The sequence below is a fragment of the Halobacteriovorax sp. YZS-3-1 genome (genome assembly GCF_047084945.1).
Lineage (GTDB): Bacteria > Bdellovibrionota > Bacteriovoracia > Bacteriovoracales > Bacteriovoracaceae > Halobacteriovorax_A > Halobacteriovorax_A vibrionivorans.
In genome coordinates this window covers 794,510-817,097 of the sequence record NZ_JBKIYI010000001.1, presented here as the reverse complement: position 1 = coordinate 817,097, position 22,588 = coordinate 794,510, and the positions used below count along the sequence as shown (strand labels likewise).

The following is a 22,588-nucleotide window of genomic DNA, read 5'->3' as shown; positions in this document are numbered from 1 at the left end:
TTTATAGATATTGGCTTATACCTACAAAGACCCCCATTTTAATTCCCGTTGTGTTGATTCCTGTTGCTCGACCAACAGTTGCTTCGGCCCTTATTCCTCGATCCTTTCCCCAGCGCCAAAATCCACCAAGATTTACACCTAGATCAAAGAATATGTCTGTAAACTTAGCTGACTCAGTGTTGTAGACAACATAACCAGGACCAACAAATGCTCCCCAGTAATATTTACTTGAAGGAGTAATCGTTAGTGTTTGACCACCATTAGTATAAGAATACTTTGTACCGATCTCGCCAAAATACCAATTAATCCCTACCACAGCTGAGTAAACACCAGTTCCTTCGGCCGACATCATAGGAAGAACACCACTTACATAATAACTTTTTGTAAGTTCTGACTTAAATTCCCAGTTAACTTGAAGAGAAATTGCCGATACAGCAGCCGCAGCTGCTTCAGCTGATTCATCAGAGGAGCCACTTCCATCCGTACTCACAAGAGCACTTTCATTTGGTGTTACAGAATGATTCATCATCCCTAAAGACACACTTGCGCTGTTATAAAATTTCTGAGTAGCTAAAACACAAAATGATAGTGAGAATAAGAAAGTGATTTTTAAAATGCTATACATCACTTACCTTGTTATCAGCTTTATGCCATTGAACTCCATCAACATCGGCAACATTTAATTCGATAAACAATGATGACTTATCATTCTCTTTTCTATTCTTAAGTGTAACTGAAACATATAATTCTTCTAATCGATGCTCGATTTCATGACAGATTTCAGAAAGTTTAAGACTTGCACCATTCCACTTTAGTCTTGTCTGAAAATCTGAAAGCTGGAAATTAAAATCCTCAATCCTTGCACTGATTAATAGAGACTGACCTTCTCTTTTTAAGATTAGATTTGCATGACTTTTAATATCTTTTAAATTAATAACTGAATAAACTAATTCAACATAGTCATCAATTAAGCGACGAGCATCCTTGTTACTAGAATAAAGATATGCTTCATCTGCAAAAGTTGTTTCAAGTAACTTTAAACTAGAATTTTCCCAACGAATGCTCTTCTTATAGATAGAATCCTCTAGATAATTGAATACATCAAACTTCTTTGACTCCATTAACATCGTTCTATTCTGTGCAATATTATTTAATAATTGAGAATTGATTTTGTATACCCAACAATAACGATACCCGGTCTCTCTATCCATGCTTGTTTGCATAATAAAATCACTATGAATATCGTTCTTATATTTGAAAATTTGTGGCATTGATTTGTTAGCTCGTTCCTTCTTAAAGTTACACTGTAAGAATTTTTCCCAGGCCAAGCCTATAGCATCGACTTCACTAAACATTTTTGTGAAAACTTTATTAGCTTTTAAAATGATGTCGTTATCATCAATTACTACGATTCCAAGTCCAGATAGGTTTTTAAAAAGATCTATCCCTTTTTCACTCGCCTCATTATCACTCTTCACTGTTCGACTTGACTTAAATAATTCCATCACAAACGGCCTCTTTCTTGTTGAAAATTTTATTTACTCTTTCAAGGTTCTTATAATTTAGTTTAATTATTAATTTATTTGATCCTGTTTCACCTTCGTATTTAGCAATTGCTACACCATTTACATTGAAGTTTCTCACAAGATTATTATTTTTTTCATCGACAATTTCATTTGAAACGCCACAGTCAAACAATCGTAAAGATAAAGCCGTTGGCGTAACATATAGGTTTACCTTTTCTAAATATTTAAACCCAGAGCTAAGTTTTACAATTTCTGCAGCAAAGAATTGATATGACTTAATTGCGTTTAAAATTTCATTCTCACGACAGCTCTTTAAGATATTTGTAGTAAGTTCCACACCACTTTGCTGAAATAGATTCAAACTAATTTTCAGTAAGCGTTTAGAATACTCATTAAGATCGAGTTCTGTTTTATTGTAATTATCACCAAAGTAAATCAAAGTTTCGTCAACAACGTTCTTGGAACGATGCTCACTCTCATTTAAAATACCTTCAACCTTTTCTAATAAATCCACAAAAGTTCCCTAATTATAAACAAATCGAACACCAGCAACTTGGTGTTCTGTATTAAACACTTTACTTGATGTTGAGCTAAAGCTAGCCATCTCAAGAAATAGTCCAGCTCCAAACTTCTTATAAAAATTAACACTCATATCTAATGTCAATTTTGTTCCTTCAATCACAACACTATTTCCATCGCTACTTAAATCAGATGAACCTACAAGCGCTTTCTTATAAAAGCCTTGAGTTACCACTTTTTTTCCCCACATCTCATCAATATACTTAAGCCCAACACCGGCCCACAATGTTGAATTTGCAAAGCCCTTTAAGCCTGCTCCACGATCAGAAATACTAGCGAAGCTGATCTTTTCATATTCAATATCAACAGATCCAAAGAATGTGTTTGTGAATAAAGTTTTATTATATGAGCCATATAGAGAGAAGCGAGGGGCAATACCGTAAGGGTTTTCACTTAGAATAGAAGAGAATGCTCCTCCAACACTGAAGTACTCATCCCATTCCTCAATCTTAATATTGCTCAAATAAGTGATATTAATACTAGATAGATTTGTTAATGACTTCACCTCTTCGCCTTCACTAACAAGGTTATTTGCATTTGTTGTTTCTTTTAAGTAACCGATTGCGTAGAAGCTATCTGGAATTAATGTTAACTTACTGGCCTTCTTCTCTTCACGCTTAATATTTCTACGTAAATCAAGATTTGGTGACTTAAACTCACTAATTTTGGCAGTCTCTTTTTTTGACTTTCTCTTTTTCTTCTTTTTAGATGCAACTTTTAATTCGTCTTCCTCTTTAACAACTTTTGAACTTTCTGTTTTAACTGCTGCTTCATTTTCCTTATTATCAGCTGTATCAACGCTTTCAGATGGTGGTGTATCGATCTCAGGGCCTAGCGAGTCCTTCTGAGACTTTTCAATATCTGCAATAAGCTCTTTTCTAAGTTTATTTACCTTTAGCTCATTAGTTGAGAGATCAAAGTTCTCTCCATAGAAGAGCTCATATAGCATTCGTCGAGATTCCAGTTGGAGACGTTTGCGATCAATTGAAGATCTCTTAACAGATGCAATTGTCTTCTTTGCAGAAATATTTCTTAAAGAATAATTAAGCCTATATCCCCTATCTTTGTTTCGATCAGCTTTAGCGATGAGTACATAGTTATTTATTTCAAATACTGAATTTGTACTATTTTCGTTTAAAAGGACCTCAAACTCATTTGAGGCAAGGATAATTTCCAAGGCAGACTTACGTAGGAAACGCTTATCCACCTGTTCTAAATCATTGAGTCCATCAAGCTTTAAGGACATGTACGGACGTACGTCTGCAAACCCCTCAACGCAGAATGCAAATAAAATGGTGAATGTGAGAAAATTGAACACTCTCATCAATCACCATTCTATTTTAAAACTAAATTTATTTTAATCAGGAAAAATTATCTCTTAAATAAAAACGATTACTTAGAGATGATTTTTAGAAATCTGACTGCTTAATCTTACATCGAGCGGCCCCGTTGAAGTCATCATACGTATAGACGACTGAATCCATCGGGAACATATCTCCACCAACAATCATTGATAAGATATTACACGCACAAGTATCACAATCTTTAACATACATAATATTATCAACACTATTGTATTTACTAGTTTCACTACAATTAAAGTCTGGAGAAAATAATGGCTCTACATCTGTTGCTTCATCATCTAACCAATGAGGAAATGCGTAGAACATATAGTCACTATTGTTGCTATCTGAATTAATTAATAAGTAATCATTATAATCAATTAAAGACTTGTATTTTGTTCGATTTACACCCTGCTTTTTAATTGTGCGACTTGATGTTGCACACGACTGCCTTGCACTTTCTTTATTAGCAAAATCAGGTACACCAGAACCGTATGGTAGAGCATATCGGTCAATAATCATTTTACTCTCATAATCGTAAATTGCAGTTTCATCTGGTACAACAATTTCTTTCGTCGTCATTGTTGGCGCTACAGATAAGTATTCCGTTCCACCAGGAGTTTGTCTCACAGCTGCAATATAAATATAGTGGAAACGACTAGGAGCAAGCCCGGTAAGTGTTATATACGTTTCATTTCCAACAGTATCAAAATAATCAACACCTGAAGCATCAAAGATATTATCGAAGCTATTTGAAAGTTGTGAATAGAATACTCGATAACGAAGTATACTTCCCCAGTTTATGTTAGAAGGAGTAAACGCTTCCCATTCTAAGTAGACCTCACCTTCAGAAGTTACACTTACATTAGTAATTGAGTCATCACCAACAGAGCTTCTATTTGGTTCAACAAATCCAGTTATATAAATTGGCATCGTTGTACTCGATGCACGCTTACTATCGTAATATTCTAAAACAGCATAATTCTCAGACTCTGGTATCTTTTGACCAACATATGATTCATCAAAATTATATGTAATTCTGAATATACAATTTGCTCCTGTCGATTGATTAAATCCCCATTCATCAACAGAAAGTGGGCCACCTTCATCATCCCCGTAAAAGCATGCTCGATTGGCCTCGATCTGAATTGAGCCTGTGTTATAAATAGTATGATAAACTCCAGCTGGAATCACTGCATTTTGATCACCAACATAGTTACGATACTGCTTTAAGAAACTTGCTTTTTCAGCTTTTGGATTTTGAAGGTTTACATTTTTTACTACTGTTCCCCCTGGATATGTAGTGAGAAGAGGGTGGTTAGTATCATCATAAAAACCAATATCAATTGGGAAAGCATCTTGAATGAAGCCACCATTTTCATCAACGATATTATTTGTCGAAATACTTCCTATTTCTACTTTCGCTGGATCAACAGCAAGAAATTCTATCTGAAACATTTCACTATAATACTGATCTGAACCTAGATCATAAGATAGAACCCCTACTCTGGTAGTTTGATTAGGCTCACTCAAGGAAGCATTATGCTTAATATCAAAGTAACAAGTAGCTCCTGGTGCCAGTGGGCCAGTACATGTTGAACTTTCTAGAATATAACCTAATCCACCTGAAATATTTGCATGTACAGAGGCTCCTGCTCCCGTTTTAATATTGAAATTCAAATCTGTAATTGTTGTTGATCCAGTGTTTTCAGCAAAGAATCGAGTTTTTGCATAAACTCTTGAGCCACGTACTGCTTCAATTACAGCATAAGTACTTGTATCAAGTTCGTTCATTTTTAAAATATGACTAGATGAATCTGGAAGAAGATTTTCAGTATGTGAATCAGTTGCCTCATCATATAAAACTTCAAAAGGCTGAGAAGTTACACTCAGTCTTCCATTAGTTGCCGCAACCGCTTCTAAGACGACTGATATCGTTAATGTCTTGATATTGTCATTATAAGAATACGTATCTCGATCAATCAAAGTTTGAGAGCTATCGAGATAATCAACGTCAACTGTAGCTAGATATAGTCCCGGTGCAGTTGGTGCAAAGTTTAATTTTAATATACCTTGTGAATTACCAGAGATAAAACCAGTTGTCTGATTGAGTGTTATTTCACTATCTCCCGTAATTGAATATGAAAGTGATCTTGCTGGAAGAACACCACTATTTGAAAGCCTCATTGAAACAACATTTGTTTCATTAGCATAGTAAGTTCCACCATAGAATACATAATCAAAACTTGTATCAAGCTCAGGTGCAATTCTATTTATAGAGTTAGATAATGCATAAGAGATTGGAGGAGCGGCTTGATTCTTTGAAAGATCTCGATACATTGCAGGCATAGTTGTGGCAGCTAAAGTATTTCCCCATTCTCCAGCAAGAGGTGCTTGACTCGGAAGACTAATGGCCTGTCTCCATAAAAGAGCACTAATCATAGGCTCAGGCGCATCAGGAACTAATCGAGCAGGAGAACGAGAACCACTACGCATTGGATATTGAGAAGTTGCTGATAATCCCCCATGTCCACTTAAAGACGGAGTATAACCTGTTGCTGCATCAGCTATTCCATCACCATCGTAGAATTCAAATGAAAAGTTTGTTTCACCTGTTATATTACTATTAAATGTTCTAGCATCATTTGTACCGTTCGTATCAGTATCAAACTCTCTTAACCATCTTCGATCAGCATTATTATAGTAAGACTCACCTATCTTATCGACAGAGTTTCTCTTTATTTCAAAAGTTAGAGTACAGATCTCTCCTGGAGATAGAAGAGAAGGTGCATTATTACCTGGTGTTACAGAGACAGGTCCATTCATTCCACCAAAATCTAAAATATCATAGCAGTCTTTATCTGCACCACTTATAAGAGCACTTGTTGGGTTATCAATAATACGATAAGGCCTTTGATTTGTTGAAGCTGAAGGACTCCAACTTGGATGACCAGGAAAGTTAATCGGATCACGCATATTAATATAAGTAATCCCACCCGTTCCAACATTTTCCAATTTCATATGGAAATACTTTGTGTCCGTTGTGGCAGGGATAGACATTGTTGTTCCAGCAGTCATTGAATAATCACTAAATGCAAGAAAGCCTTTTCTAACAAGTAAGGCCTTTAGCCTCATTTCAATTTCTTGTTCTGAACGTAGTGACATATCATCGTTATAAGTGGTTCCGTCTGTGTACTTAATACGGAAAATTTTATAACGGTCTGGGAATACTCCCATATGGTCATACATTGCACCATTCTCTTCTAATTCTGCTGCTGCACTATCTGGATTAGAAGAAGCAAGTGGATTTAAATCAAATAAAATATCACATTGACCATTACCACCAGCTAAGTATTCACAGTTTGAATGCTTAACATTTTGATAATAAGTATTGAAATGATAACTTGATTCAGTAATTGTATTTGGAGTTGGAGATGCTCCATCCGATACAGATGTAATTTCTCCTACAGTTGTCCCTGTATTTAAAACTCTGATCTTCATTCGACTTTTGTAATTTGAATCAGCAATTAAAGAGACTCGACCTAAATTAAACTCAAATAGATCATTATCAGTTGGATCCTGATTAGTATAAGTGAGGTCTCGATATTCAATATTATCAAAAGATAGTTTTGCCGCAGAATAATATTCAGCGACATCAAACCAGAAATTGTTCTCATCAGAACTCTGATCATTAAATATATGGATCCCATCTTTCCAAGTACTATCAAATCTTACATTGAGTTTATAATTATTAAAATTACCATCAGTTTCAAAAGTTACACTTGGATGAAATACAATATTAAAAAAGCATGACTCTCCTGGTGCTTCAATAGTGCGCCCACCAACTTCACGTATGCCAGCAGTATCAAGAGTTCCATCAGGATTTCTACTATATCCAATAGTTGAAACATCCGTTACACAATTTGCAGTATCGGTAATTTTAAAAGGGTTATCAGGTAGAGATAACTCGTTAGCCGGATCAGTCAAATCACTAAGAGGACTGCGGCAAGATAGAAGTGCACTACCATCTCTTATACATCGAGCAACAAGATTATTTGAAGGATCACGAATATCAATACTAGATATAATCGCCTCTTTATAACCTTTATTTGTGATTTTAATTGTTAGATCATCAAGGTTTCCAACGACTATATCTTCAAATTCAAGATTTGGTAGACCGCCAATAGCAATTCGACCTTCAATTGTAGTTGAGACAGCATCAAAGTAAACATTAAGAGCACTAATCCCACCTTCTGGATCACGATTATAATCAAATCTAATATTAGAAGTATAATCTAAGTCAACGTTACCGTCAGGAGCACCAACACCATAGTTCTTTGGAATGAATTCGACATCAAACTGACAAGTTTCTTCACTCTTTAATTCCATGCCACAAGTATTATTTAACATTGTAAATGCACCTGAGGCCGTATTGTCATTCTTTGTAATAGCAATACCTCTGGCCGTTAACTCACCAGCATTTCTTACAACGAGAGTTTTTCTAAGTACTTCGGGCTCAGTTCTTTCTACAACGCCAAAAGAGTAATTAATTTCATCTTCAGCAAATACGAGTGAAGCGGCAGTACCTGTAAAGAATGATAAGCTTTTTGTTACCGAATATTCATCAACAAGTGTCTTATAAACAAAGTCAAGAGGTTGCGTATGTGAACCGGATACTGTCGCCCCATAAAAGAGACGAAAAGTACATTCTTGCCCAGGAGTAACGATAACTCCACAAGTTCCTCCAAATCCAGGACTTGCAACGTTTCCATCATCTTCAGGGAAGAACTTTACGGCTGCAGATGAGTTTTCATCAATATTTAAAGCGACATCAGTCAAATTATAAGTTGTATTATTCTTAATGCGTATGTAAATGTCGTCGCCACTTCCACCTAATAGAAACTCACCTCGCTCTAATCCACCGATGATCTCGAATTCAACAGGCTTATAAACACCATCATTTAAAATAGATGCTGTTTCAGAAGCTTTCTCGACTGGTGTACAAGATGACACCAAAAGAGTTATGAATGTTAAGATATAGAGCATACGTACCATAGTTTTTCTCTTATTTATTCATTACTTTCTTCAATTCTTACTGCACAACGTATACCGACAGTTGTATAAGCTGATTCATTTGATTCACTCACACCTCTAATAAAAGCATTGTAGCGACCTGTTCTTTCATCCTTTGAACTACCAAAGTTTTGAATATTCATACGACCTCGATTAACTCTCCACCAGACTCGATTAGCAGAGATTCCGTCATTATCAAGAGAGGACTTTAATGCTCCTCCATTATTATCTGCATAAGTTGTCGATGTTCCTGTACCAGCATCAACTGATTGAATAAAGTTGTATGAATATGCATATGTATCAGGTGATTTGTATTCATCAATATTCACATTAATTTCAGACATACCATCTGAAAAAATTTGACTATTACCTACTGGAAAATCAGAGATTGTGAATTCAGAAGGAAGAAGAGAAAATGAGGTAACGAATTCATCAAGTGTAATTGATTTATTGTCATCACTTGTATTACAAACAGATCCTTGACACTCAAGAGGCATTCCAAAAATAGGACTAAAGTAACGGCCACGTCTTGGATCAGCTCCAATATCTCTAGCACGAGATTTAACATTATCAGTCCAGAATAATGACATCGTATCATTATCTGACAATGGAGGAGCAAAGTTTGTTTGTCCAAAATCAAAAAAGAATCCATCTCCGCCGTTTCTTAAAAAGCCAATTGAGCTATTGTCGAGTATATTTTCTTGTCCAACAACACCTGTATTAACATTTCCAAAAATATCAAATATCGGAATTTGTGTTCCACTAACACTATGTGTATTTGATCTCAGAGACCCAAGTTCAGAAACTGAACATCTCCCAGTATCTGGAGAAGATTGAACCCATGCTGTCAAAGAGCTATCATAGGTTGCACCACTACCAACAGAGATTGAATTTGAAGGTGCACCACCTCCAACCATTAGTTGTTCTCCGCTGAAGTCACAATAGAATTGCTCAGAAGAAAACTCTGCAAGATTTCCAATCACATCCTGTAAACCAAAGCGAGATATACATGATTGCGTACTATGAAATTGTCCATCAGCATCGTAAAAACTAGACCCTGTCATAAATGGAGGATTACTAGGATTTGCAGCATCTCCATTAAGATTAGAAGTATATCGAGTCTGTATTGCCTCACCAGAATAGGTTTCCCAGTAATGAACTCCGTCCTCAATATCTCTTCCTTCAACATTACAAGAAGAGTTTAAACTTACACCAGATGTTTCTGCAGCTTGTACAAAAGTACCTTTTTCAAGACTATCAATTAAGAGATCATCGAAATCCTTAGGGTATCGATTTGCAACGATTCCTTCTGTTCTTCTCATTAATCGTTTTTGTCTATCACTACCGACCTGAGTAAAAGTATTCGAATCATCATTATAAGTACCAATTTTAACGGTATAAGCTTCACAGATGGCATTTGACTGCTCTTGAGATAGACCAGTTAAAGCAGGTAGTTTAGAATCATTCGAAGAAAAGATTCTCGCAACTTTTGTATCCCCTCGGTATCGAGAAGATCCTGCAAGATCTAAATAAGTAGAGTTAGGCACAGAGTTAGCGCCTGAATCATATAGCGAGTTATTTGAAATAACTTCATTTAGAGTTGAATTCATTATATCGACGTCAGCTCCATTATGCCTTAAGCGATTAAGCTTATTTACAGGTAACCAACGTGACTTTAAGCGCCCACTTCCCATTGCACCAATAGAGTTATCTTGGACAGGAATATTTATTAAACATCTTGATGGTGCATTCTTATAAGATAGACTTATATTATTGCTGTCCATATTTGCGGCACCACCAGCACCACGATAGTAGCCGTACGTGCTTTGATCATAGATAGAATTGGTTCCATTTCGATTATAGAAAACGGCCGCAAATTCACTTTGCGTTGCCGTTCCATTATAAGAACTTGAATCACCATATGGATTAAAGAAATTCATAGCAATTTGATCGGCATCACTACAGTCTTGAAAATTAGTACTATCAGGCGTTCCTGGTGCAGAAAATCTTCTAAAAAGTGAAGTTGCAGGATTACTACACGTACTATCTCCAGGAAACATCATCGTGCTATCATCGCCTATACAGTCACCAACTCGGTACTGACGTCGATCGGCATAAGATGCACCAGGGGCAGGATGATCTGCTCCACTCGTTTGATTTGTACCACTACTTCCAAAAGGATTGAAACAACCTTTAAACTTTGTTCCATTATCATTTAATCCAAAGAAGTCAAAAGGAGCGCCAGAAAGATTACTGGATTCATTTCCATAATCACCTCTTGTGAAGTTACAACCTAATTCAAAGCGATCAATTAACATTGAAGGTCCAAAATCGTATACAGTAGTACCATTAATCCATGGAGTACTTAAGCCTCTGGCCCCAACACCATTCCAGCTACATGTGTAGTATTGGCTAACATCTGTTGTATGATCCTTACCTACTTCCATACATGTTTGACGATTGGCCATTAAACGATGAACTAAGGCCATATTCTCAGGAGGTAGAACAACCTTTATAATATGCTGTGGATTTTCGTTTTCTCGATCATATTCAAGCTCACTCCCCTTAAATACAGGAACAACTTTATAATAATAAATTCGAGCTCTATTAAATTCATTCTCATCACGTAAGCTTTTTACTGAATAATCTGTAAACATTACTGCCTTGAATGTATCAACAGCTGCATTTGATCTCTTTCTTTCTGAATAGTCCTCAGGATGTAGTAAACCTTTATTAGCAACAGTTTGAAATTCAAAGTCATCAGAAGTGATATCCTTCCAAGTTAATTGATTATCATCTGAACGATAGACACGATATCCAACCTCTCGGTCTCTTTTAATTGCTCCTGTTTCATATGTCGTAATCATATCTGACATTGTTGAAGAGCCAGAATTAAAAGTAATATCCTTCCAAGCGATACGGATCATCCCAGAATTTGAATACTGATGAACACCGTTACTAACATCACCGTCTTTAGAACCATAGGCCCCATTAAAGATATTTGAGCCGTTGATTTGACCAAACTGATCTTCAAATGCAGAAGTCGGCCCATATGTTCCATCAACAATTTCTACCTCAAGAGGCTGACCGTATTTATTAAGAGTTTCGAATAAATATTCTTTTTGTCTATCTGGTCCAGTAGGCGTAATTAGTCCATCGGCCTTAGGTCCAACAGCAAAAATATCAACCCATTCTTCAAAACGAGGATTAGGGATTGGTATTGTACAATTACCAACTCCAACATTGAACTCTCCATAAATAGGAGTTCCCATTGTAACGTAAGGAAGCACACCAAATTGATAAGTTTTACCAGGAATTAAAGATGGTATTGTATAATTAGTTGCTGTAATACTATCCACACGAGTATAGCTAGCATCACCAGCAAGAGCATCTGAAAACTTAAAATCTGTACCGTCATTTTCTCGATAAAAAAGTACATAGCTATCGTAAATACCATTTGTAGGAGCATTCCATGATACATCTAAAGTATCAGTTCCCATTGTACATGTATTTGTATTTACTCCTGGAAAATCATCAATAGTTGGAACTTTAATAACTGGAGTTACACATCTAATAATGGCATTTTCTAAATCGCTATTTGTATAATTGGTCCCAACGATTCGTGGAACAGCAGAAAAACAATACTCTCTATCAGCGACAGTATCACCTGGAGCAAAGAAGTTTGACTGTATCGTAATCTCATTGAAAGTAGAAAAACCATTATAGCTAGGTGTTGGCTCTAATCGTGTCAGACCATTACAACCGGGTTTTCCACTTGTATTTGCAACATTGTAATTAAGAACAGTTGGTGAATTATCCGTAGAGCTTTCGTAACAATAAATATCAAATTCATTAATATAACCAGTCTCAATAACAGGGGCATCAAATTGGATTTTAATTTGGTTTAAGTTTGCAATGTCTTGAGGACTATTAATTTTTAAAATACCTGAAAATGAAGCCATTTTAGGAACCACTCTATACAAGACAGGATTACCAATAATTCTTTCTCCATCTCCACATGTAATAGTTCGACAAGCGACTAAGAAAGCACGGTAATAAGCATAACTATCAAGATTGATAATATCTGTAGATAAGTCATCAGCAGCTAAAGTTTCATAATCAGAAGAGGCATTTAAGTTATCAACATAAACCGTATCAACAGCTGCTGCTGCACTATTAGACTCAGCTATTGCCTGAGAGTCTGTAGCATCGGCCATTTTAACATTATAAAAGCGATAACCAGCAAATGGGCCAACAGCGCTAACCCAAGAAAATCCCATTTTTGAAAGTCCAGCATCTCCATCAGGTGTTATTGCTTGAAGTGAATTTGTATTCCAATCAAATAAACCTCCGGCCGATAATGTATCCACGGCCATTACTTTATTATTCTTTTCAGTTTTATAGCCTTCAAGAGTTCCATATGAAGCATATGCTTTATGTATTGCTCTTACTCTGAAATAATATTTCTTTCCTGGCATTAAACCTGTAATAACTCTTTCTCTTTCGGTACTTCCACTTGGAGTAGATGATAAACTACTAGGGTTTTGCTCTCTTTGAATTGCTGGATGGTTATCTTGAATTAAATCTGAAACACCACCATCTTCTGCTGCTATATAAGAAATTGTATATGCTACTGGATCATTTGGTTTAGCATTAAATGTTGATCCTAAAGTCACAGCTGGTACCCACTTAACAGTAACAGAATTTTGACCGGCAGAACCGACGACAGGCTCAACTGATGAAATTCCAGCAAAGTCTGCTGTATAGTTTGAGAAAGTTCGAGTTGCTAATGTACGATCATTTGCACTTTGACTACCATCTCGTCCATCACGTACTCCAACAGAGAACGTATAATCTGTATTTACGTCTAATCCTGTTGCAGTAAAGATATATAAGCCTTCATCTGTTAGCATTAGGGAGTCGGCCTTAACCTCAATTGGTACGATTGAATTATTAATTTTAATTAAATAAGTTAATTCTGAAGTTGGCCCAATTGCTGGGTAAAAATATAATTCCACCTTATCATGTGAGATTGGTATTACTTTAGTGAGACCACTAAATGAAATGGCCGTCTTTCCACTTTCAGCATTCCTTGCTTCTTCTAAATTTGCATCTTCAACTTTACCAATACAACTTGTAATTGCAGTCATTAGTAAAATCGAAATAAAAATCCTTTTCAACATTATAATAAACACCTTTCTCATTAAGGAATCGACACTGTCTGAGTGCCAGAATTATATTCAGAATATAAATCCTCTTGTGATAAATAAGTTAAAATACCAAACGTATAGTTACCGCTAGGCATAAATGAAAGCGTAAAGCTAATATCTGTATAATCGATTTCATAACGTAAATAGTCTGCATGGCCATTAACTGCATCGCTAAAGCTAAATGGCCCAGCTGTTACTTTTACAAAAATAACATAACGATCAAATACACCCTCTTCTGGTGGTAACCACGAGACAGTGCTCGAGCCTGTTCCGGCATCAAATTGTAAATTACCAACAAATCCTCCAAAGTCTTCAACAGTTGGAGCAACAATTCGAGGAAGAATACAACTTGTAACTTCACTTGAACGATTTGGTGTAACGATATTGTCGATGTAGACATAAGGAATAAGTGAAAAACAATATTCTTCAGATGCATTCATATCAACACCTCGAATAGAGACTTCATCATCATTAAATAAATCAATTTCAGAACTATAAATTGATGTTGGATTACTCGTATCTGGATGGTTGATAAATGTATCAATAGAAGGCTCACCTGTTGAACGAGCTTTAACCTCAACTAATAATCCGTCTAAAACACCTGTTGATAAATCAACCGGATCATATTGAAGATATACTTCATTTAATGCCCAAAAGTTCTTTGGACCTTTAATTTCAGTAATTCCAGAAAATGATGCATTAGGAGGACTTGTACGATGTACACCTGACGACGTGTACTCGATATAGTTACCTGGAGTACATGTGCTATTTAAGCATAGTAAAAGATATACTTCGTAATCAGTATATGATTCAAGTTCTACTATCTTTGTCTGGTTAACATCAAAAGATACTTTCTTACAGAAGTAGGCAGGATCACTTGTTTCCTGTCCATTACAAATGTCGTCACGTCCATTTTTATAAATAGACCAACCTGAACCAGTTGAGTTCTCTTTATAATAAACTCGGTAATGATCAATGGCACCTACACCTTGAGACCAAGACAAATTTAATGAAGTTCGACCTGTTTGGTCTGCAGGAACCTCAACCTCTAAACTTTCAAGATCAACATTAATTTCAGATGCATCATCACTTAAAGTCTCCGCAATAAGGTAGCGATTATTTGATTCTTTTAGATAGTCTGGATCACTTCCATATGTGCTATAGCCGTGATGTATAGCTCGTACCCTTACATAATAAATCGTTCCAGGTAATAGTCCATTTATCTGTTGTGAAACTTTTGAACTACTTACATAATTTACAATTCGTGCTGGTGGTGAAAATGAGTCATCATCAAAAGCAATAGGTGTTGCTAAGTCAGAATTAATTAAAATTACCTCGTATTTTGAAGGGTCGACATCATCTGGAATAAACCCACCAACAATTTCAGCAGCTGGCCACTCTACCAATAATGAGTTTTTAGAATCCCCTCCAGATAGGTTCCTAACATTTCCGACACCAAAGAAGTTTGCTGTCTCATTTGAAAATGTTTTAGCACTTTGAAGGGCATCATTAACAGACTGAACACCGTCACTGTCTTGGGCCTGTACATTAAATAGATAAGAGGTGTTAATATTTAGATCATTTACTGTATAGCGAAGTAATCCTCGATAGTCTGGTATGAGAGTTTCACCTGGCACTGTTATAGGGTTTGCTGCTCCATCGTAATTAATGACATAAGTAACTTCAGCTGCATCTACAGTTGACGGAGCAAAGTAAACCTCAACTTTATCAGGAGCAATTGGTACTGCTTCAACAATCCCTTCGAAGTTCAGTACTGTATCACCAGAGTTGATTCCCTTAGTCTCTTTCGAGTTCGCATCCTCAACCTTCCCTATACAAGAAGAAAGTAGCGTCAGGATCGTTAATATAAATAAAAGCTGTTTCATAATTTTTGTAAATCCAGTAAATTTCGTTTAAAAATTCATAAGACCTATCGTAATCTTATTTAGAAAATTCAGTTAATCAGGCAGATGACAATACAAAGGAATTATTTACCTACCAATAATTTCAATTACTTAGAGATGAGATCTTATCTCTCGGCTTATGCTCGATGTCTTGGCCATTTTTTGAATCTTTTCATAAAGCGCAAAGAATCTGGGGCGTGAATTTCTTAAATTGTGTTTAAGTAATATTAAGAGGTTCCGATATCTAACTTGAAATATTAATTATTTACAAGGAATTCTTAATGAATATTTTCTCAATCATTGGGTTAATCATTTCTGCCGCGATCCTCTTTGCGGGCCTAAAGCTATCTTCTGATAACTTAAATTTATTTTTTGATGGTCCATCACTATTTATTGTTCTTGGTGGGACATTTGCAGCAACATCTGTTGCATTCCAACTTAATAAAATTGGTGGTTTATTAAAGATATTTATCAAGCAATTTCTTGGTGGAAAAATGGTGGACTCACCTGCTGTAATTAAAGAAATCATGCAGATTTGTGAAGCATATCGATCGGGTGAATCAGCAGAAAACTTACCAGGTAAAGCAACGGATGAATTTCTAAAAGAAGGACTCGAGTTAATTGCTGATGGTTTTTTATCAAAAGAGAAAGTTATCGAGATTCTTGAGCAACGTGCATACAATATGAATCAACTAAGAAGTGAAGATACAAGAAAGATTAAGACTCTTGGAAAGTTCCCTCCAGCATTTGGAATGATGGGAACAACTATTGGGATGATTGTCCTTCTAGCAAACCTTGGTGGAGAAGATGCCATGAAGATGATTGGTCCGGCCATGGGAGTTTGTCTAATTACAACTCTTTATGGAGTTATCATTGCAAACCTAGGCTTTATCCCTATTTCAGAAAATCTTGAAGAAATTCAAAGAAAAATGGAAGCTAAAGACAATATTGTACTTGAGGGTGTTAAGCATATTTTAGAAAAATCAAATCCAGTTTTAGTGGCCGAGGAACTAAATTCTTTCCTTTCACCTAATGAAAGACTTGATTGGAAATCTGCGAGCTAATTATGGCAATAAAGAAGAAAGCACCACAGCAAGGCGGAGGAGATGATGAAGGCGGTTGGCTAGTCTCATATGCAGATATGATGACACTAATTGCTTGTTTCTTCATTCTTATGATGGCCTTTGCTAATTATGATCCGGTTGGCTTTAATAAGAAAGCAAATGAACTTTCTAAATCATTCCAAAAAGGAAAGTACAAAACCTCCGAAGTAAAACTCAATGAGATTTGGGAAGAAATTTCAAAACATCCTGAGCTTGATAAGAATTCAAAAATCTCCATTGTAGACAATCAATTAGTGATCTCTTTTTCAAGTAGTATTCTATTTGAAGAAGGAAGTGTTGAGCTTAGCTCTAGTAGTATTGAATCACTTGATACGATGATTGATATTATTAGAACAAAGAATCCAAATTATCGAATCATTATAGAAGGACACACTGATTCAAAGGAAGAAAGTAGAACTCAGGGAATAAATGGCCCTTGGCAAATAGGTGCAATTAGAGCAGCAAAAGTCTTATCTCGCTTTGAGTACTATGGTTTTGGACCAAAGACTCTACTTGCAATTACTAAAGGTGACTCTGAACCACTATTAAGTGAAGAAGATTTTGAAGCTAAGAAGAAAAAGAATCCAAATGCTTGGAATCCTAATCGTCGCGTAATGATTAAGGTCGTTGAACCAAAGGACCCTAAGAGTAAAATCAAATTTGGTTTTGGGATATATTTTAATGACAAAAAATAAATTATCAGATGTTATTAAATTTATTACTGTATTCGTATTATTCTTAGCGATAACTCTTCCAACATATTACTATCTTAATCCGTCTAAAGCGCAAGAAACAATAAGTGAGCTAAAAGAAGAAGATAGATTAAAACGATGTGAAGAATATATACAAGAATGTTATCGACGAGATCTCATTCAGCTAATTGGCTCCGCACGACTTATTGATATTATTAATATTAAGGACTTTATCTCATATCTACATAAAATGGATCTAAAGAAAGTTGCCACAAATGAAAAACAGGCAATTGTTAATCTACTCTATTTAGAAAACCTTGTGATTTACCTAAATCATTCACGTGAAGTAAAAGTTGATCGAAACTCGATTGATTTCTTTGATATATTCTTTATAAGTAAAACTAAGAAGGATCTGAAAAAGCTTGTCGATTCAATAAAGAAAGAAGCACGAGAAGTTGATCTCAGAGGACTTCCAAATGAAATTATCTATCGTCGAGAAATGGCCTTAAAGTCTATTGCTAGCTTTGAATATGGAAATTAAAACTCCATACTACTATCGTGCCACTCTCCTACCTCTAGATCACCATGACTTGATTTAGCAGGAACAGCTTTAAGGCTCTTATTTACTTTTTTAAATGACTTATAATTTACCACATGAGTACTTGCTGAAGCAGGTGCTCTTGTTTTGATCTTATCAACTTCGGCCATCATCTGGCGTCCCATCTTTTTTATCGTTCTAGTACTATCTAGATTGTGAGCATCAAGTCTTTGCTGGTAATCCTTTTCTATTTGAGCAAGCTTAGTCTTATATTGAAGCTCGGTCATTTTTAGCTTTTTAAGTTCCGATAATTCGTTTGATACTTTAGTAAGATCACTCTTACTCTTAGCGACGATGGCCTTTAAAGACTCAATATGACTTTTCTTACTATCAAGTGTCTGACTAGCAATGGCCTGAATTTTCTTATCGGCCATATATTTCATCTTTTCCATTTTAAGCTTATCAAGCTCTTGAGACATACTTGAGATGATTTGATTTTTCTTTTTAAGTTTTACACTACTTTGATACTTACCATAACCTAATAGTAGAACACCCACTAAAAGAGCTATATTTGACGTCGAAAAAATAGATGCACTACTCTTCTTCGACTTTGTTCTAGATTTGCGAAGCTTCTTCGTTGTCGTTGAATACTTCTTAATACTGTCTGGTCTAAATTCTTTTAAAGTTTCCATGTACCTATTTTAAGTAAGATCTGGAAATTAACTAAGGATATTAAGAGTGAAAAAGTAAAATTAGATACTTAGAGTAATTTTTGGGAGTAGATCCTAGGCCAAAAAAGTTGGCGGCCTAGGACAATATTGGCCTAACGACCAAGAAACTGGTTAGCAAATTGCTTTGCCATAGGATTAATAAGTAAATGCATGATTGTGATAACTGCAAAAGACGTGACAATTATCATGTAAGGAAACGAATTCGTTAATTCAAATTCTTCGGCGCTTGTGGCTTTAGCTCCATGGCCTAAATTAACATCATGTTGTCTCATAAGTATTCTCCTTGCTAGCGCGTGGAAGGGAGTTTCACCCTTTTCTATATTGTAACGTAGTTTTCCACTAAATAAAACCTAGTGAAATGGTTATTATGATAACCTACTGTAATCACGTACTAAAAAAACAGACTTAGATCATTAAATTCATAAAATTTAACCATTTAAGATTTATTTGGTAGTGTATGTGGATTTTAAAATTAAATGAACAATTCTAAAGGTTTAGCTATGAATGATATGCAAAAAGAAATCGTTGAAGGCCTAAAGCGCTTTCGCCTAGAAAAAATAGAACCTCTAATGGAGCACGATGACTTTGAAGGTAAATTCCGTATGGAAATCTTCAACGAACTTGGAGAACTTGGCTTTACAGGAATGACAGCTTCAGAAGAATACGGTGGATTAGATTTACCATGTCAGGATTATAGTTACGCACTTGAAGAGATTGCAAAATCATCAGTTGCCTATGCTGTAACAATCTCAGTTTCATCAATGGTACAAACGATTATCAATACTTTTGGAAACAAAGAACAAAAAGAAAAATACCTACCTCCTCTAACGAGTGGTCAGGCCATTGGTGCCTTTGCCCTATCAGAGTCAGGAGCAGGCTCAGATGCAGCAAGTTTGAAAACTACAGCTAAGAAAGTTGAAGGTGGATATATCCTTAACGGTTCAAAGCTTTGGATCACTTCAGGTGGAATTGCAAAAACTTATGTTGTCATGGCAAGAACTGGTGGAGAAGGAGCAAAAGGCGTTTCTGCATTCATCGTTGAAGATGGAACAGAAGGTTTTACTTACGGTAAGAAAGAAAAAAAGATGGGTTGGAATATCTCTCCGACTCGTGAACTACTTTTCGAAAATTGTTTTATCCCTGAAGAAAACCTGCTTCAAAAAGAAGGTGAAGGTTTTAAAGTTGCCATGAGTGGGCTTGATAAAGGTCGTGTTGCGATTGGCTCAATCTCAGTTGGTTGTGCTGGGCGTGCTCTTGATGAAGCAATTAAATATTCATTAGAAAGACAGCAATTTAAACAGGCTATTTTTGATTTCCAGGGACTACAATTCATGATGGCCGATATGGCCTGTGATGTAGAAGCTGCAAGACTACTAGTTCAAGCAGCAGCTAAATCAATTGATGATGGAAAGTCTAATCAAAAACTTGCTTCAATGGCAAAAATGCGCGCAAGTGATACGGCCATGAAAGTAACAACTGATGCCGTCCAGATCCTTGGTGGTGTTGGTTATACGAAAGAATATCCAGTTGAGCGTTTCATGAGAGATGCTAAGGTTCTTCAGATCGTTGAAGGGACTAATCAGATTCAAAAAGTTGTTATTTCAAGACAACTTAAAAAGGAATATGGGCAATAATGCAAATCGAATTTAATTCATATATCCAAGAATCTGATAAGACAGATTTAATCCAAAAGGAAGTTGATAACTTTCTTGCATCGGAACGTTTCGACTTTGTTAAAACGCTATCTGATAAAAAATATCAAAATCAATGTCATACTATCTTTGAGCGCTTTAAAGATCGCTCAAACTTTGTTCAAATTGGTATTGGTGGAAGTTCACTTGGGCCAGAAATGTTAATCTCGGCACTATCAAAGAATACAGAGCGCACATTTCATTTCATAAATAATATCGACCCAGATAAAACTGCTCAGCAAATCAATCAGATTAATTTTAAAGATGCCCTTTTCTATGTTGTATCAAAGTCTGGTGGAACTGCTGAAACACTCGCATCATTTGCCATTATGGTTAATGAGCTAAAAAGTCATGGTGTAAAAGAAAGTGAGCTTGCTAATTACTTTGTCTTTGCCAGTGACCCATCAACATCTCAATTAAGAGAGCTTGGTGATGACCTTGGAATTACAACTTTAGATATCCCAACAAATGTTGGTGGCCGCTTCAGTGTTCTTACTCCTGTAGGATTACTACCTGCTCTATTTGCCGAAATTGATATCGAAGAATTATGTCGTAGTGCTTTTTCATTTGGAAGTGAATTATCAAATCTTGATAGCTTCAAAAAAGCGGTATCCATGATTTTAAATCATCATGAAAATGGTTATGACCAAACTGTCTTTATGCCTTATTCAAGCCGCTTAAGAGACCTTTCGTTTTGGTTTATTCAGCTGTGGGCAGAGAGTCTTGGGAAAAAAGACAAAGATGGAAAAAGAGTTGGACTAACACCAATTCCAAGCTACGGTGCAACAGACCAACACTCACAGATGCAATTATTCATGGAAGGCCCACTTAATAAAGTGATGCTTCTAATAAATATCAAAGAAAGTGAGCAAGATTTAAAATTAGAAAATCAATTTGATCACCCAAAACTTCAAAAGCTCAGTGGATTCACTTTAAAGAATTTAATGGATTCAGAGTTTTTTGGAACAAAGAAAGCACTTGAAGAACAAAACGTTCCACATATTGTTTTTAATATAAATAAACTTAATGAAGAAAACTTGGCCAAACTAGTTATATTTTTTGAATTTTTAACGGCCGTCACAGGTTTTTGCCTAAAGATTGACCCTTTTAATCAACCGGGAGTTGAGGCTGGGAAAATATATAGTTTTGAATGGCTTGATAACCTATGAGAATTACTCGGTTTATCCACATAGAAATGTTTTCCAATCTTGATTAAAATTGGGCCAGTGGTTAAAATTTACGGGTATATAACGAACTTCATAAAGTATTGAAAGGACAATTTAATGAGTGATGACGCTACTCTAGTTTTAACTGATATTAAAGCAGCCTTAGCTTCGGCAAATAAAGAAGCTGAAGATAAGCCAGCGGCCCTTCTTGTAGTAGGAGGAGAACTCAACGGAACTCTTTTTGATCTTACAGAACAAGAACTTACTGTTGGCCGAAGTGCAAAGTGTGAAATCCCACTAGAGTTCAATGGTATCTCTAGAGAGCACTTTAAGCTTAACGCTACTGAAGAAGGTTATAATGTAGAAGACCTTGGTTCACGTAATGGAACTTTTTTAAATAATAGTAAAATCGAAGCTCCTACTGAACTTCAAAAAGGTGACATTATTAAAATGGGTGCTATTGCACTTAAGTATCTCCCAAAAGGAGACCCAGAGAGGCTTACTTACGACAAGCTTCAACTAGAAGCTAATACAGATGGATTAACTTCTTGTTATAATAAGTCATACTTTAATAAGAAACTTGATTTAGAAGTAAAAAAATCAAAAGTAACGGGAACTCCCCTATCTTTAATTGTTTTCGATCTAGACCATTTCAAAAAACTTAATGATAACTACGGACACGATGCTGGTGATTATGTTTTAAAAGAGCTAGCTGAAGTTATTCGTACAAATGGAATTAGAGAAACAGATATTTTTGCACGTTATGGTGGTGAAGAATTTGTTGTTTTACTTCCAAAAACTAATATTAAACAATCATACGAAATTGCTGAGCGCCTAAGAAAGGCAGTTGAAACTCACGATTTTATTTACGACGATAATAAGTTGCCTGTAACTGCATCTATTGGCGTTTCCGACTACAGACAAGGAGTTAGTAGCGGAACAGATCTTTTTAAAAGAGCCGATGCTGCTGTCTACAAATCCAAGGAGGGAGGAAGAAACCAGGTTAATTTCTATCGCGACTAGTTCGTACTA

The 22,588-nt window shown here is 35.8% G+C and carries 15 protein-coding genes; 6 read left to right on the top strand and 9 right to left on the bottom strand.

Annotated features, from left to right (window positions below; all coding sequences use genetic code 11):
* Position 1: 1 nt before the first annotated feature.
* The 7 genes from ACMAZI_RS03895 to ACMAZI_RS03865 all read right to left on the bottom strand — a co-directional run bounded on the left by ACMAZI_RS03895 (position 2) and on the right by ACMAZI_RS03865 (position 15,617).
* Positions 2–628, bottom strand: a complete 627-nt coding sequence (locus tag ACMAZI_RS03895; protein ID WP_162929681.1) for a hypothetical protein — start codon at positions 626–628, stop codon at positions 2–4.
* Positions 618–1,505 (bottom strand): hypothetical protein, encoded by an 888-nt coding sequence (locus ACMAZI_RS03890; RefSeq protein ID WP_412473734.1) that lies wholly within the window; start codon positions 1,503–1,505, stop codon positions 618–620. The genes ACMAZI_RS03895 and ACMAZI_RS03890 overlap by 11 nt, the downstream gene beginning before the upstream one ends.
* Positions 1,492–2,040: a hypothetical protein gene (locus tag ACMAZI_RS03885; protein WP_412473735.1), complete on the bottom strand. Its 549-nt coding sequence runs from the start codon at positions 2,038–2,040 to the stop codon at positions 1,492–1,494. The genes ACMAZI_RS03890 and ACMAZI_RS03885 overlap by 14 nt, the downstream gene beginning before the upstream one ends.
* A gap of 9 nt (positions 2,041–2,049) precedes the next feature.
* A complete protein-coding gene (locus ACMAZI_RS03880) occupies positions 2,050–3,351 on the bottom strand; it encodes a hypothetical protein (protein ID WP_412473736.1) in 1,302 nt (433 codons plus the stop codon).
* Positions 3,352–3,514: 163 nt separating this feature from the next.
* The gene (locus tag ACMAZI_RS03875; protein ID WP_412473737.1) at positions 3,515–8,503 is read right to left on the bottom strand and encodes a choice-of-anchor D domain-containing protein; all 4,989 of its coding nucleotides are present in this window, start codon (positions 8,501–8,503) and stop codon (positions 3,515–3,517) included.
* A gap of 14 nt (positions 8,504–8,517) precedes the next feature.
* Entirely contained in the window at positions 8,518–13,671 is a 5,154-nt protein-coding gene (locus ACMAZI_RS03870; protein WP_412473738.1) for a fibronectin type III domain-containing protein, read from the bottom strand.
* A gap of 53 nt (positions 13,672–13,724) precedes the next feature.
* On the bottom strand, positions 13,725–15,617 hold the full coding sequence (locus ACMAZI_RS03865) for a hypothetical protein (RefSeq protein WP_412473739.1): 1,893 nt from the start codon (positions 15,615–15,617) through the stop codon (positions 13,725–13,727).
* Between the two features lie 299 nt (positions 15,618–15,916).
* Between ACMAZI_RS03865 and ACMAZI_RS03860 the strand changes: the two genes are divergently transcribed.
* From ACMAZI_RS03860 to ACMAZI_RS03850, 3 genes are read left to right on the top strand one after another with little or no spacing between them, the layout of a single operon-like run.
* Positions 15,917–16,699, top strand: a complete 783-nt coding sequence (locus ACMAZI_RS03860; RefSeq protein WP_120405323.1) for a motility protein A — start codon at positions 15,917–15,919, stop codon at positions 16,697–16,699.
* 2 nt (positions 16,700–16,701) lie between these two features.
* Complete coding sequence (locus tag ACMAZI_RS03855; protein WP_412473740.1) at positions 16,702–17,433, top strand: flagellar motor protein MotB; 732 nt, start codon at positions 16,702–16,704, stop codon at positions 17,431–17,433.
* A complete protein-coding gene (locus ACMAZI_RS03850) occupies positions 17,420–17,971 on the top strand; it encodes a hypothetical protein (RefSeq protein WP_412473741.1) in 552 nt (183 codons plus the stop codon). Before ACMAZI_RS03855 ends, ACMAZI_RS03850 begins: the two co-directional genes overlap by 14 nt.
* Here ACMAZI_RS03850 and ACMAZI_RS03845 read toward each other — a convergent pair.
* Together ACMAZI_RS03845 and ACMAZI_RS03840 are read right to left on the bottom strand one after the other, a co-directional pair.
* Positions 17,968–18,660: a hypothetical protein gene (locus ACMAZI_RS03845; protein ID WP_114705506.1), complete on the bottom strand. Its 693-nt coding sequence runs from the start codon at positions 18,658–18,660 to the stop codon at positions 17,968–17,970. The genes ACMAZI_RS03850 and ACMAZI_RS03845 overlap by 4 nt on opposite strands.
* Positions 18,661–18,791: 131 nt before the next feature.
* Positions 18,792–18,971: a hypothetical protein gene (locus tag ACMAZI_RS03840; RefSeq protein ID WP_114705507.1), complete on the bottom strand. Its 180-nt coding sequence runs from the start codon at positions 18,969–18,971 to the stop codon at positions 18,792–18,794.
* Positions 18,972–19,199: 228 nt separating this feature from the next.
* Here ACMAZI_RS03840 and ACMAZI_RS03835 point away from each other — a divergent pair, with 228 nt between their 5' ends.
* The 3 genes from ACMAZI_RS03835 to ACMAZI_RS03825 all read left to right on the top strand — a co-directional run bounded on the left by ACMAZI_RS03835 (position 19,200) and on the right by ACMAZI_RS03825 (position 22,579).
* Positions 19,200–20,333: an acyl-CoA dehydrogenase family protein gene (locus ACMAZI_RS03835; RefSeq protein WP_114706233.1), complete on the top strand. Its 1,134-nt coding sequence runs from the start codon at positions 19,200–19,202 to the stop codon at positions 20,331–20,333.
* Positions 20,333–21,559 (top strand): glucose-6-phosphate isomerase, encoded by a 1,227-nt coding sequence (locus tag ACMAZI_RS03830; protein WP_412473742.1) that lies wholly within the window; start codon positions 20,333–20,335, stop codon positions 21,557–21,559. The genes ACMAZI_RS03835 and ACMAZI_RS03830 overlap by 1 nt, the downstream gene beginning before the upstream one ends.
* Before the next feature lie 114 nt (positions 21,560–21,673).
* Positions 21,674–22,579, top strand: coding sequence for a GGDEF domain-containing protein (locus ACMAZI_RS03825; protein ID WP_114705509.1), 906 nt, complete (start codon positions 21,674–21,676; stop codon positions 22,577–22,579).
* The last annotated feature ends 9 nt before the right edge of the window (positions 22,580–22,588 follow it).

Coding starts and splice junctions, on each gene's coding strand:
- ACMAZI_RS03890 (WP_412473734.1), bottom strand. CDS start 1,505: ATGGAATTATTTAAGTCAAGTCGAACAGTGAAGAGTGATAATGAGGCG.
- ACMAZI_RS03880 (WP_412473736.1), bottom strand. CDS start 3,351: ATGTCCTTAAAGCTTGATGGACTCAATGATTTAGAACAGGTGGATAAG.
- ACMAZI_RS03875 (WP_412473737.1), bottom strand. CDS start 8,503: ATGGTACGTATGCTCTATATCTTAACATTCATAACTCTTTTGGTGTCA.
- ACMAZI_RS03870 (WP_412473738.1), bottom strand. CDS start 13,671: ATGACTGCAATTACAAGTTGTATTGGTAAAGTTGAAGATGCAAATTTA.
- ACMAZI_RS03865 (WP_412473739.1), bottom strand. CDS start 15,617: ATGAAACAGCTTTTATTTATATTAACGATCCTGACGCTACTTTCTTCT.
- ACMAZI_RS03860 (WP_120405323.1), top strand. CDS start 15,917: ATGAATATTTTCTCAATCATTGGGTTAATCATTTCTGCCGCGATCCTC.
- ACMAZI_RS03855 (WP_412473740.1), top strand. CDS start 16,702: ATGGCAATAAAGAAGAAAGCACCACAGCAAGGCGGAGGAGATGATGAA.
- ACMAZI_RS03850 (WP_412473741.1), top strand. CDS start 17,420: ATGACAAAAAATAAATTATCAGATGTTATTAAATTTATTACTGTATTC.
- ACMAZI_RS03845 (WP_114705506.1), bottom strand. CDS start 18,660: ATGGAAACTTTAAAAGAATTTAGACCAGACAGTATTAAGAAGTATTCA.
- ACMAZI_RS03840 (WP_114705507.1), bottom strand. CDS start 18,971: ATGAGACAACATGATGTTAATTTAGGCCATGGAGCTAAAGCCACAAGC.
- ACMAZI_RS03835 (WP_114706233.1), top strand. CDS start 19,200: ATGAATGATATGCAAAAAGAAATCGTTGAAGGCCTAAAGCGCTTTCGC.
- ACMAZI_RS03830 (WP_412473742.1), top strand. CDS start 20,333: ATGCAAATCGAATTTAATTCATATATCCAAGAATCTGATAAGACAGAT.
- ACMAZI_RS03825 (WP_114705509.1), top strand. CDS start 21,674: ATGAGTGATGACGCTACTCTAGTTTTAACTGATATTAAAGCAGCCTTA.